Here is a 12,194-nt window from a genome sequence, read left to right on the forward strand (position 1 = left end):
CGTGTCGACAAGCGTGGAAGCCGCCTACCGCCGTGGTATCGGGAAACCGGATGCAAAATGCAACAAGCGATTGCCTGATAAAACAGGCGAGGAACAGGCGAGGAAGCCTGCCGGATCGCTCCCCGGTTTTACTGGCGAGCCAGTGTGGGAGCTTGCCCGGCATGAAGGCAATCTCATTGCTGGCGAGCGGAGCTTTCATGGCAAGCGATTCTTCGAAGTTCGTCTATGGACAGGCGAGAATTGCGACAAGCCGACCAAGAAGGGCGTGACTCTTCCTCCTGAGAATGTGCGCGACCTCGCCATTGCCCTTCTGTCCTATGCTGACCAGCTGGATGGAAAGGCGCACGGCTAAATCCAAACGCGGGGCGCATCGATCCAGCCGGACAGTGTGCCCCGCTAACCTCAACTTGAAACTTGACCGTGATGGGCAGAACGGACCCGCCGACAAAAGGGCGCGCCGATAAACAAACGGCAGATAACCGCGACCCGCGCCAATCTGGCACGGCGCTTGCAAACTATAGCTATACTACGAGTTGCGAACGGCATTGCGGCTGGGGAGGCGCTAGGAATAGGGCAGACAGAGCCAGCGACCATCTCACTGACGAGCAGGTGCGAGCGCTTCTTGATGCTGCAGCCTATGCAATCTCGACGGGCCGCACGTTCCAGCGTCACTGGACAATCCACTACGGCAAGGCGGGCATTGAAGCCGAGAACGGGGCAAGGTTTGTCTCCAAGGTGCTTGCTCTTGCCAGCAAACAGGCAAAGCGGGAGGACGGAGTTCTGACCGCGCTTTGGGTCCGTGAGCGTGCGAGTGACAAAGGCGAGCATGTCCACATCCTGATGCACCTGCCAGCCGGTATGCGCCTGCACGGCCGCACAAGGCGCTGGATCGAAGCGGCTGGCGGTAAGTGGCAACATGGAGTGAGCCGCATTACGATAGTCGGCGGTGTACTCCCTAAAATAGAGGCGGAAAATGGAGACCGCCACACACGAAACGCAAGCCAAGTCGTGCGCTATCTATTGAAAGCATCTTCCAATGATACCGGGCAGCGACTGGACCTCACCCGCTCGGGGATGGGTGGGCGCATCATCGGCAAGCGCTGCGGCTGGACGCAGAACATCGGCGCGAAAGCGAGGGGGGAGGGATAATCTCCTGATCAAAAGATGTCGGGAGCGGTGCCAGTCCCGAGCGAAATCGCTAATACAGTTTCTCGCCCGCGCGCGAGGGGAAAAGCGGACGGTCGGCTTTCAACCTTCCAGAAAAGCCGTGAATGTCCGATTTTGGGTGGGAAGCGGACAAGTTTGATCTATTGAAGTCGAATGAAAAGTTCACCTGGAACTAGCGCCTACCAAAGAGGAAAACGCCATTCTCTCCAGACCATTCTGGTTGGTTTAGGCATTGTCTGGGGCATCCCAATTGCGACTTCCATAGCTGGTTTCGATTTTGACGATATCGAATGGATAATTGCTCCACTCGCGATAATGTGGGTGCTCTATTTTGGATTGAAGTTCTACTTCATTAGCTGCCCCAAGTGCCGCCGATCGCTGTTTATCAGAGGTTACTTCTGGGTTTATCCGTGGCCCGCAAAAACCTGCGCCAAATGTGGCAACGACCTGACGGAGCGGGCCTAACTTGAGGTCAGCAATCGGGTCGTCAGCCGATCGTCTTCTCCTCGCACCTCGGTAAAAGCGTCGCCTAGAAGGGCAATAATTCATCTATTTTTGCGGGCCGTCAGAAGATTGGAAACCCGCTCAGAAAAAAGGCCGCTGAAAAAAGCAAAAAGTAATGTTAGGGGCAAATTATCAGAGAAAAAACTGAGAAATGCCGCAGCAATTAAGCTAGTTGCCAAAAAAAATATATTTGCCTCAAGTTTCATCTATTAAATACTCCGCCCCAAAGCTGTCGACACACCCAGCTGGCAACAATTGGCCTTGAGTTGTGCTAGCTCGCCACAAACATTGCAACCATTGTGATGCCCAAGATAGCAGCGAACACTGCCAATACCCGCAGCATACGACTGGTCGCACCTGGGCGGTTACACGCACTACTCTCAGGTCCGCAATCGGGTCGTTAGCTGCCCGTCTGCTCCTGGCGCACCGCTAGCTCGGTGAAACCGTCACGAGATTGGGTGGAAAGCCGACACATCCATCAGAACGAATATGCACCAGCAGATTTTTGAGCGGGAGGGACTCACGGGCGGGAGTCGAACCCGCCAAGACGAAGCATTGCTGTTTCGCCCACGCCGACCGTGTCAGAGCCAAACTTGGTCTAGCTAATCGTCGCTAAGACCGCAATCGGGTCGTTAACGGCCCGTCCGCTCCTGGGACTTGGCTAGCTCGACGAAGCTGTCACGAAGTGGGTGGGAAGCGGACATTGCGTTGCTTCCTTCTGCGAATGAAATAAGCTCAGCCGATGGTCGATAAAGCATTGAGAGATATTCGTGTGCTCTATGACGGAGGAGTATCGCGAACCGGTTGGGGAGGATGCGTTCGTAAAGAGGACGTCCTACTCTGGGCCAAAGAGAGCGACCTTTCGATTGAAGAAACGTTCGATCAAATCGCAGTCCTACTCTCCCGTGGCTATATGGACCGCGACTTTGACTGGGATTTTTGCGATGCGGCAGCCAATGACCTCTTCGGGGTGTTGATGGAGTTTTGCACTGATCGCAGTCGAAAGGTTGAAGAGCCGAAACAGTTTTGGAAGTTCTATCTAGCGTTCGACTACAGTGAGACTGTTGCCGAGGAAAATGCGGAGGAAGCAGCGCGCACCGAAATCAGCGAGTTTCTAGCTGCGCTTCCTCAGTAAGCTAATGACCGCAATCGGGTCGTTAGCGGCTGGTCCGCTTCTGGTACACCGCTAGCTCGGGGAAAGCGTCGTCAAAGGGTGGAAAGCGGACGCTAGTCATCGAGTAGCCACTTCGACACATCAGGTTCCATCCAGCCCAAGTCCTCGCGCAGACCAAAAGCATCGCATTGCCGCTTGAGCGTTTTCGTGGCGAAGTCGTAAGCCATTGCGTAGCCACGGTCGAAGTCAGTCTCACCAGACAGCCCCTCAAGATGCTCCTTCATTTCTATCACGGTGTCGCGGAGCATCAGGGCGTGAGGTGAAGGTTGGGTGACCTGCAGCGAACTCGCCGCATAGCGAAGGACGTAAGGCTTATCGCTTGGCGTGCGGCTCGGCACCTCAGCACCGAAGAACGCAACGAAGCAGTCATAGGCGTCAATGTCGTCGTCACCCCAACAGTGGACGACGACACCGTGTTCGTATTCGCCGTCAGTCGGGTTTCGCAACCGAACCATTGTGCCGGGAGCTAAATAACGGTCGAGCGAATCTTCTTTAGTCATTACCATGTTTTGGACACCAGTGCCGATGTCCGCAATCGGGTCGTTAGCCGACTGTCTGCTGTTGGCTGGCGTTATGCCCCGCAAATCAGTCGCGAAATGGGTGGAAAACGGACATCGAGCGTGTACGATTTGCGGATGACTGGTCGCCCCAAGTTCAAGCTTTCTAGACTTCGCGAAATTGGTTGGGCGAAGTGGGACCCAATCGGGATGAGTGGGACCGAAGGTTGGCCCGAAGATGAATACGACCGTTATCTACTTCAAGCGGCTGGGCGCCTGTGGAACGGCGCGAGCCGACAGGAAGTGGCGAGCTACTTGGTCAGTATCGAAACTGATTACATGGGCCTTGGCGAGGCACCGGGCATTCAGCAACGGGCAAATGAAGTTGCCGACGCTCTGAGTAACTATGTCACTGAGCTACGCGCGTAATTTCCAAAATCGAGTCGTCACCAGCCCGTCCGCTCCTGACACAGCGCTAGCTCGGCAAATCAGTCACGAACTGGGTGGGAAGCAGACACTACCGTTTCTCTCGGAACGGATGGTCCGGATTGTCGAGAATGAACTTCTCCACCTCGCGGAGATGCTCGGGATAGGGGGCAATTTTACGCGATCGGGTGTTCGTGTGAAATCGAAAGCCCGCTAACCAAAGCAACTCCACCTTCCTCCATTGTTTCACGTCCGATTTTTTCGGCGCTTTGAAGGATCGACCCATATAGTGTGCTTCCTCACCGCAATCTGGACAGGTGGCTTCGCTCTCTTCGGAAAGCTTCCACGATTTTCGACAATCGAAACATGCGTGAGCGGTGAGATAGGCTGGGCCGCCTTCTCTTGCAGGCGGAGTAAACCCTTGGACCTTGCGGTAACCAAGCTTCTTCCGAATTTCCATCCGCTCGTGTTTGTTAGGAGGTTGCGGCACAGGCTGATAATGGCGCTCAATCGTCAAGTCCGCAATCGGGTCGTTAGCAGAAAGTCTGCTCCCAGCCGTCCCATTTGTCGAAATTGGTTGATGATTTAGGAAAATAACTGGGTCAGAGAGTCCGCTGATGCTAGATTTCGAGCATGGGCGGATATGGATCGGGACGGCAAAGCGGGCGACCCTTAGCGGATAGCTCGTTGAGGATAGATTTGGCATGGATGTTGCGCACGAACCATGCGCGCGAAGGCTCCATAATCCGTGGAGAGCTGCACTGGACTTGCGGCGACCAGCCGTCCGGTTGGATTGGCTATACGGCATTTATGCACGAGGTTGGAGGCGAGCGCCTGGAATTGTCCTATACGAATACGCGCCAAGGGGAGCGGCTGGAAAAGCGACAGACGGTCTATCTGACGCACACGGTTCCAAATTACGGCGGTAAGCGATGGTGGATGCTGTGTCCTGTGAGCGCCCGCCGCGTTGGCAAGCTTTACCTCCCGCAAGGCGGCGACATCTTTGCGTCTCGGCAAGCATGGAGACTAGGCTACCAGTCGCAACGGGATGTGCCGCGCGACCGACCATTCGAGCGTTTGTTCCGCTTGCAAAAGAAGCTGGGATGCGAACAGGGCTGGGAGCAGCCGATATTCAAACCCAAGGGCATGTGGGAGCGCACGTGGCAGCGCCATTTGGCCGAATATTGGAAATTGGATGAGCAATGCGCAATCGAGATGGCTGCCGTGATGGCTCGTTTTAGCAGGTAACGCGCCGGTAGCGTGGGAAAAAATGTGGGAGAATTTCCTGCACTTGAAAAAATATCAACAAAAATCAAATCCCTCTACACGGTGTTAGGCGGACTCCCTCTCCGCCACCCACCCCCAGCACTAGTATCTATTTACAGGGTATTGCGGCTTCACTGCGGAACAGGCGGCTTAGCGCGGACCAATCCCGACATGCCGCGCCTTCTCCAGTTTCCATTCTCATGCCGGAAGCGGAAAGTCCGCTTCTGGCCCATTCCAGTCATTCAGCGATAGCCCCTCACAACGGCAGCTTTTGGGCTGTTTGCGGACCGTCCGCTTATGGCGCTTCATGAAAAGAAAGCTGCCACTTTGGTAACGACACGATCCGGTTCTTCCAGTTTGGATGATGGAAAAGCGAACGAGTCCGCTCTAAAAGTTCACCTGTGCTCCTAGCAGAAGAACCTCCGTATTGGCTTCCTGGCTTGACCAGCTTGCACCATTTGGCAGGTTTCCGCCGCTGAGGAAGTTGAGGGGCACGAAGCCGTCGACATGGATATATTCGGCAAACAGGTTGACGCTTGCCGCGGGATAATATGACACTCCAGCGACCCACTGGTCTTGCTTTTCCCAAGGGGCCCCGTCGGCTCCGGCCCTGAAGCGGCTGAATTCTGCCGAGAGGGCCAGGCGATATTGGCCGAGAGGTGCGGTCGGTGGGCCAAATCCATACCGGCCACCGATTGTGAAGCTTTCGGTCTTGCGCGCGGCATATTGGCTGAGCGGGTTCGTCGGTTCGGGAACCGCCGAGCCAGGCCATTCCTTCGTCGTGCTTGCATAGTCGCCAAGCAAGGTAATGCGGCCGGAAAGGACCTTGGCATAGGCAGCCCAAGCCGGAACATTGTCCTCGCAGGGCATGAAGTGCACTACCGGGTAAGCCTGGCAATATGCGCTGCCATGAAGATAGCTTGCGCCGGCCAGCAGCGTATCCCGGTTGCCGAGGGGCAATGTGTAGCTACCGTCCAGCGCGAAATTATTGATTTTCGATGGTACCGCGCTGCCTCTTACAGGCGCATTTGCCGCGCGGAACTGGGCACCCCCTTGCACCGCCATGGCGCGCAGATGCAATCCATGATCGAAATAGGCGAATTGAGCGCCATAGGCGAGCCCACCAAAGGCGTGATAGCTGGTCGAATTGGTGAACGGACTGACGGTGTCCATCAGCCCGAATGGTACGTCAAGCTTACCAATGAGGGCGTAGACCGGGCGTTTCTCAAGGTTGCCCCACATCACCCAGCCACGCCTGAGTTGTATCTGGTTGCGCGTGAGCCCCGTGATTGTACCGCTGCCGAAGCTCTGCTGTGGGTCATAAAGCATTTCGGCATAGCCGTTGAAGTCTCCCGGCAGACGAGCGGTGACGGCGAGCTGAGCGCTGTGGATCACCGCTTCCGATACCTGCTTGCCGACCTGATTATTCGATGTTGGATGACGCATCAGATAGCCGAAGGTGTCGGCTCGGTTGCTGGATTGCCAATTGGCAAGCACCGTCAGTCCACCCGAAACAGTTACAAGCTGTTCGAGTTCTCCTGCCTCAACGGCTTGCAACTGCGTCAGCGGTCGCACAGTTATTCCTTCGGCATGATCGAGAATACGCGCTGCATAAGAAGCGTTGGTGCCGACTAGACGATCGGATTGCTGCTCTGCCCCTGACGCTGTCGCCGAATCTTCGGAAAGCGGCTCACTTTGCGCCCGTTCTTCCTCGAGCGTATCGATCCGTTCGCGCAAGGAAGCGTTCTCCTCTTCAAGCCGCTCAAGCCGCTCGAGGATTGCGTCTGTGGATGGAGCGTCTTGTGCCTGTACCGGTTGAGCCAGCAAGGAAATGGCAGAAGCCAGCACCGGTGCAACGAGGATATCTTTCATCGCTTGACCTCCAGCGGCGCGGATAAGGTAACGGCGAGGTCGGGAGCATTCTCGGTGAGCCCAACCGATAGCCCGAGATCCAGCAACATCCGTCGGCTGGCGATCACCGATGCACCGAAGGAGACCGAGGCGGAGGTTCCGCCTGTGCCTTCGACGCGCTGCCCGGACAGGCGAACATCCTCGAAGAACTGCTGGTCGAAGCGTATCCGCAGCGACGTTTCGGGCGATGCTGCCAGATAGGTCGCTAGCGAATAACCCCAGCGATCACCCGGATCGATCCCACCCTCCGAAAAACGCGAGTCGTAGGAAACATGTCCGGCGAGGACGAGCGGATCGAGCCGCTGGCTAACCGAAAGCCCGGCGCCGATGCCGGGGAAACCTCCTCCTAGCAATCCTTCTCCGGCTTCCCTGTCGGCTGTACCCAGATTGCCACTGACGCTCCCAATCACGCGCGGAGTGGACCGGTCGCGACCAGAAATGACGTGGCTGAGTCCAAGGGTTACATCACCGATAGCCGATGCATTGCGCTCGACATTGGCAACCGGGCTACCTGCCAGACTCAGCACGTCCTCGCGAAAGGCAAAGCGATAGGGAATGGAGACATCGAGCTGTGAATTGGCTGGCAGGCCAATGCGGGCGCCAAGGCGAGCTTGAAGAAAGGAATGGCGCTGTTCGCTCGAAACCACTTCGGGCACACCGCCGACCATGACCAGCAGCGGGTCGCTTCTTGCGTCGAAGGCGTAGCCGAACGAGGGCGTGATCTCGATCGAGCCAGGGGAGATCAGTGCCGTTCCTCCTTGGATCAGGGTCTTCTCAAGTGCCCGCTCGACGTCTGCTGGAATGGGTTCGGTCGGGAGCAAGGAGGGGGGGTGTCGCTCGGCCTGCTGCGTTACGAGCAGGAGGCGCTCCAGTCGCTCCAGCCTCGCGGAAAGTTGGGCGATGACTGCATCGCGCTGTGCAAGCATTTCGGCCAGATCGGCGTTCGCGCCGGGCTCGTCTTGTGCTCTCGCGGGTTGGGCCAAGCACAGCGCGACAACGAGAAGCGCTGAGAGTTCGCGCATTCTCCTCATGGCCGCACCATCGTGAAGGCGCGTTCGTCGAGTGCGAGTTCACCCTGGTGGGGCGCTTCGTTGTCGGCGAGACCATAAGGTCGGACGACAAAGCCAACTCTTCCCAATTGTGCGTTTTCGATCCAGGCTCGCTCAAAGCGGCTTGCCACAATCGTCCGGTTGCCGAAGGCCGGATCGGCCAACAGGACTTCCTGTCCGATACGACCGCGATAGATCACGAAGTGGGGAAAGCCGGTGAGATTGACCGGCACGATCACCGGTGCGCGTTTGTCGAGTTCAGTTAGCGACAATCCTCCAAGGCCGATGCCCTCATAGCCAAGTCGTCTGGCAACCCTGCGCAGGTCGAGTAACGAGAAGCCATGCCGAGCGCGCACGATCCACGGGTGCTCAAGATATTCCGGCCGGTCGACAAGGAGCGCGGCCACTTCTCTTTCGGTAATGGCTTCTCCGTGCTGGTAGCGCAACAGAGTGGCGAGCGCCGCAGCGCCGCAACTCAGGTCCCATTGCTGTACTACAACGCCGGTTTGACGCAGTTCGACCAGTGAGCGGACCGGTCCGGCGTCGGCATTTGCAGGTGAGCTCGCACCCAGGCTCAACAAAAAACCCGCCGCACCGGCAAGGTAACCCTGCATGGTCTCACTCCTTTTGTGAAATTGGCGCGGCTGGCCCGCAGAGGATTCAAGCCGCGCCCAAAGCGGTTCCGACTACCTTAGGGGCAGTCCACGCATTCGATCGGATTGTCGTTGCGACCTGCTGCCCAAGGGCCTTCGAGCCCGGGGACTTGGCCACCCGAGCCTGTTTCCTTGCCAAACAGTTCGAATATCGCCGTCAGACTACGCCCAAATGTCGGGTGACACATACCGAGGTCGGTGCAGATGAACGTGTCTGCATCCTTGCCGGGATTGTCGATTCCTTCGAATTGGAGTTTGCCATTGGGCAGCAGTAGATCGCCCGCGGTGATCTGATCGAGCACCTCGTCAGTGAGAACCACCGGGGCCAACACGGCTTCGCCGCCCTGCGTCTCGCCGGTGTCTGCAAGAGCCGGACCCGCCATTGCCAAGGCGCCGGTCAGAATAAGCATCTTCTTCATAGTTGAATCCTCCAAAAGGGTCTGAGTTTCCCTGCATCTTCTTCAGTCTCCCTCGGCGTTGAAATGAAACGCCGGGGTGATCGATGAAGAACACTGCAACTGTTGACGGAGGCGTGGTCAGGCGCATCATCAATTATGATGAGGTGTTGTATTTATTTTGGTTTATCCTGCCATTCGACCTTCCAGTCGACCCGTCGCAGTATGAGGAGATGAGATGATTTTGGGGCACGGTTTCGTCGGGCGCAGCGCGGAGTTCGACCAGTTCGAATCCTTGCTCGATGGGCTGAATGAGGGCTCCGGGGAAACGCTCGTTGTTTCCGGAAGCGCGGGAATTGGTAAAACGGCCCTCGTCAATCATTTCCGCCATCTGGCCGAGGATCGTGGGGCCATGACGTGCTGGGTCGGATTTCCCGAGCAATCCGATTGTCCTCCATTCTGGGGCTGGATCGAGGTTTGCCGTCAACTTGACGCGACTGGATGTGCACCGGAGGCCATGGCACTGGTGGACGCGATGACCCAAAGCGAGGTTCGTTCGACATCGCGTTCGCAGCCGCTGATATTCGATCGCTTGCTGCGTCTCCTCAGGGAGGCGGCAGCATCGCACCCGCTCGCCCTGTTCTTCGACGATATCCAGTATTCCGACATCGCCTCGGCCAAGCTTCTTGATATCGTGGCCAGCGAGGTACGCCACCACCCGATCCTGATCGTCATCACCTTTCGCGATGGCGAAACGCAACCCTCCATTGGGCGCGGCCGACCAGCGCGTCAGTCGACGCTGGCCTTGCGGGCACAGCGTATGGTTTTGCGCGGGATGGACCAACTGGAATCCGCTCAATTCTGCCGCGAGCTGGCGTCATGGACGCCCGAAGCACAGATAATAAGGCGCCTTCACCGTCAAACTGAAGGCAATCCACTGTTCCTCAGGCAGATCGTTCAATCGCTGCTCGACCAAGGACATATTGCGGATGGCGTTGCGGTGTTGCCGGATCGGATAACCGTGCCCGAGGGCATCACCGAGGCGATCGCCATTCGACTCGAGCAAGTCAGCCACCGCTGTCAGCAGACACTCATGAATGCAGCCATACTAGGTCGGACCTTCGAGCAACTCGTGCTCATGCGGCTCGACACAGAGTTTCATCCCCGGCTTCTGGACGAGGCAGCAAAGTGCGGCCTTGCGCGCCCCACCGAAGCAGCACTTGGTCGCTGGGAATTCAATCACGCTCTGATCCGCGAGGTGCTGTATGATCGCTTGGCGCCCATCCAGCGGCTGCGGGCCCACGCGGATGCCGCTGCGGCGATCGAAGCTGTCTATGGGTCCGAAAACCCGCATTCCCTATCCGCGCTCGCCTATCACGCGTTTGAAGGACAAATCTTCGTTGGGGCGCAAAGGGTCATTGAGCTTGCGCGCAAGGCCGCCAAACACGCGATGAGCGTTACAGCGTACGACGATGCTGCCGCGCAATTTCGATTGGCGCTTGAGTGCTTTTCGGTTCCGGGGATCGATAATGTGACAGGCAAGATCGATGTCGCACTCGAACTCGCCGAGGCCGAAAGGTCTGCCGGGGACAATCTCGCGGCAATCAGGACAGCCCGCGAAGCAGCTGGCTGGGCGCGGTCGTCGGGTGACTGGCCGCGGTTCGCTGCCGCGACTCTGCAGTATGAAGCCGCACGATGGCAACCGGGACTGCCAAGCGAAGAATCCATCGAGCATCTTGAGCTGGCATTGAACCACGCCGAAGAGATTCCAGACGAGACCGTGGTACAGCTGCACTGCAGTCTCGCTCGCGCCATACAGTGGAGCGGTCGGTTAGAGGCTGCACGAGAGCAGGGGCTACGCGCCATCGAAATGGCGCGCGAGCTGGGTGACCAAGCCTTGCTATGCGATGCGCTCGACCAAGGTACCTGCGCCTTCAACACACTTCCCGGATCGGTCGATTTGCGCTTATCCGTGTGCCGCGAGGCCGTTGCGATTGCGCGTAAGCTCGAAGACAAATTCCGGCTTGCCACCATGCTGGTCGATTTCGGCTCCTGTTCGGCCCAAGTCGGTAACTTTGAAAGTCTGCGGGAGACACACCTCGAACTCAGGGGACTCGCACGAGAACTGGCGCAGCCCCACTTTCAGTATGTTTCGCAGCACTGGGAGACTACCTTGGCAATGCTGGAGGGCGATCTTGCGGAAGCCATTCGCTCCGCCTCGGCAGCTTTGGCAATCGGACGCAAGATCTCGGGCGCAAACGCCCAGGGTGTTTATGGGATGCAGATGTTCCTGATTGAAAGAGAGCGCGGTGCGCTACAGCAGGTTGCAGGTCTCGCAAGAAGTCTCGGGAAAGATGCAGAACAGAACATCTGGCGCCCCGGATATATGCTCCTTCTCGCCGAAATCGATGAACTCGACGCGGCTCGTATCCAGCTAGACGATATTCTGAAGGGCGGTTTAAATGCCATTCCCAAGGATGATCTGTTCATACTCACCCTCGCGTTTATGGCAGAAACGATCTGGCATACTCGGACCTCGGCTCCCTGCGAGCATATCTTTTCCATGATGGAGGCGGAATCCGGCAACGCGATCATCTCCGGACCCGCTTCGCTCTGCTTTGGACCGGTCGATCGGGCCCTGGGGCAATTGCTCGCGAGCATGGGGAGATTTGCCGACGCGAAAGAATTGTTCGAACGAGCATTGCAGCAAGCCGAGAGCTGGGACAGCAAGCCAATGATATTGAGGGTTGCATGTGATTATTGCGATGTCTTGCTGGTCGAGGGGACACCTACAGGCATCAAGCGTGCGAGAGACCTGGAAGCCAAGTTTGCAGGCCTAGCGCACTCGGCCGGCATGGCCTCTCTCGTCAACCGCTTTACCCGAATTTCGGCTACGCTGCGAAAATTGGGTTGCTCGCACGGGTTTGACGAATTGACGGCGAGAGAAGTTGAGGTTTTGCGCGAAATCGCTGCCGGTGCCAGCAATGCGGAGATCTCTCGAAATCTTGGTATCACCCTGCCGACCGTAGCGACACACGTCCGTAACATCCTGGGTAAGACAGAAAGCAAGAACCGTACTGCCGCGGCGGCGTATGCGCGACATGTGGGCCTCGCTGGCTTTGACGCCGACCGATAAAAGAAAGGACCAAGTA

General features: G+C 57.3%; 12 protein-coding genes. 6 read left to right on the forward strand and 6 right to left on the reverse strand.

The features are described from left to right. Window positions 1–13 precede the first annotated feature (13 nt). The 3 genes from K3178_RS01385 to K3178_RS01395 all read left to right on the forward strand — a co-directional run bounded on the left by K3178_RS01385 (window position 14) and on the right by K3178_RS01395 (window position 2,806). Window positions 14–352: a PC4/YdbC family ssDNA-binding protein gene (locus K3178_RS01385; RefSeq protein WP_221569601.1), complete on the forward strand. Its 339-nt coding sequence runs from the start codon at window positions 14–16 to the stop codon at window positions 350–352. Window positions 353–609: 257 nt separating this feature from the next. Further along, window positions 610–1,149 carry a hypothetical protein gene (locus K3178_RS01390; protein ID WP_221569602.1) on the forward strand — a complete coding sequence of 180 codons (540 nt, stop codon included), beginning with the start codon at window positions 610–612 and terminating at the stop codon, window positions 1,147–1,149. Between the two features lie 1,264 nt (window positions 1,150–2,413). Then, complete coding sequence (locus K3178_RS01395; RefSeq protein WP_221569603.1) at window positions 2,414–2,806, forward strand: hypothetical protein; 393 nt, start codon at window positions 2,414–2,416, stop codon at window positions 2,804–2,806. A gap of 92 nt (window positions 2,807–2,898) precedes the next feature. On the opposite strand, the gene K3178_RS01400 is transcribed toward K3178_RS01395, so the two are convergent. Next, window positions 2,899–3,345, reverse strand: a complete 447-nt coding sequence (locus K3178_RS01400; RefSeq protein ID WP_221569604.1) for a hypothetical protein — start codon at window positions 3,343–3,345, stop codon at window positions 2,899–2,901. A gap of 514 nt (window positions 3,346–3,859) precedes the next feature. Then, window positions 3,860–4,285 carry a hypothetical protein gene (locus K3178_RS01405; protein ID WP_221569605.1) on the reverse strand — a complete coding sequence of 142 codons (426 nt, stop codon included), beginning with the start codon at window positions 4,283–4,285 and terminating at the stop codon, window positions 3,860–3,862. A gap of 182 nt (window positions 4,286–4,467) precedes the next feature. Between K3178_RS01405 and K3178_RS01410 the strand changes: the two genes are divergently transcribed. After that, a complete protein-coding gene (locus tag K3178_RS01410; RefSeq protein WP_221569606.1) occupies window positions 4,468–5,016 on the forward strand; it encodes a hypothetical protein in 549 nt (182 codons plus the stop codon). 405 nt (window positions 5,017–5,421) lie between these two features. Here the strand turns inward: K3178_RS01410 and K3178_RS01415 are convergent, their stop codons facing one another. Next, entirely contained in the window at window positions 5,422–6,906 is a 1,485-nt protein-coding gene (locus tag K3178_RS01415; protein WP_221569607.1) for a hypothetical protein, read from the reverse strand. After that, a complete protein-coding gene (locus K3178_RS01420) occupies window positions 6,903–7,766 on the reverse strand; it encodes a transporter (RefSeq protein ID WP_221569608.1) in 864 nt (287 codons plus the stop codon). Before K3178_RS01420 ends, K3178_RS01415 begins: the two co-directional genes overlap by 4 nt. A gap of 9 nt (window positions 7,767–7,775) precedes the next feature. Between K3178_RS01420 and K3178_RS01425 the strand changes: the two genes are divergently transcribed. Continuing rightward, window positions 7,776–7,955, forward strand: a complete 180-nt coding sequence (locus tag K3178_RS01425; protein ID WP_221569609.1) for a hypothetical protein — start codon at window positions 7,776–7,778, stop codon at window positions 7,953–7,955. A gap of 17 nt (window positions 7,956–7,972) precedes the next feature. On the opposite strand, the gene K3178_RS01430 is transcribed toward K3178_RS01425, so the two are convergent. Both K3178_RS01430 and K3178_RS01435 read right to left on the reverse strand, forming a co-directional pair. Continuing rightward, window positions 7,973–8,608, reverse strand: a complete 636-nt coding sequence (locus K3178_RS01430) for a C39 family peptidase (protein WP_221569610.1) — start codon at window positions 8,606–8,608, stop codon at window positions 7,973–7,975. A gap of 77 nt (window positions 8,609–8,685) precedes the next feature. Further along, window positions 8,686–9,066, reverse strand: a complete 381-nt coding sequence (locus tag K3178_RS01435) for a hypothetical protein (protein WP_221569611.1) — start codon at window positions 9,064–9,066, stop codon at window positions 8,686–8,688. Between the two features lie 214 nt (window positions 9,067–9,280). Here K3178_RS01435 and K3178_RS14275 point away from each other — a divergent pair, with 214 nt between their 5' ends. Then, window positions 9,281–12,178, forward strand: a complete 2,898-nt coding sequence (locus tag K3178_RS14275; protein WP_221569612.1) for a helix-turn-helix transcriptional regulator — start codon at window positions 9,281–9,283, stop codon at window positions 12,176–12,178. Window positions 12,179–12,194: the final 16 nt, after the last annotated feature.

The organism is Qipengyuania sphaerica (assembly GCF_019711595.1).
GTDB lineage: Bacteria > Pseudomonadota > Alphaproteobacteria > Sphingomonadales > Sphingomonadaceae > Qipengyuania > Qipengyuania sphaerica.

Excerpts from the sequence above, each read along its gene's own strand:
- K3178_RS01395 (WP_221569603.1), top strand. The coding sequence starts at position 2,414 with ATGGTCGATAAAGCATTGAGAGATATTCGTGTGCTCTATGACGGAGGA.
- K3178_RS01400 (WP_221569604.1), bottom strand. The coding sequence starts at position 3,345 with ATGACTAAAGAAGATTCGCTCGACCGTTATTTAGCTCCCGGCACAATG.
- K3178_RS01415 (WP_221569607.1), bottom strand. The coding sequence starts at position 6,906 with ATGAAAGATATCCTCGTTGCACCGGTGCTGGCTTCTGCCATTTCCTTG.
- K3178_RS01430 (WP_221569610.1), bottom strand. The coding sequence starts at position 8,608 with ATGCAGGGTTACCTTGCCGGTGCGGCGGGTTTTTTGTTGAGCCTGGGT.
- K3178_RS01435 (WP_221569611.1), bottom strand. The coding sequence starts at position 9,066 with ATGAAGAAGATGCTTATTCTGACCGGCGCCTTGGCAATGGCGGGTCCG.
- K3178_RS14275 (WP_221569612.1), top strand. The coding sequence starts at position 9,281 with ATGATTTTGGGGCACGGTTTCGTCGGGCGCAGCGCGGAGTTCGACCAG.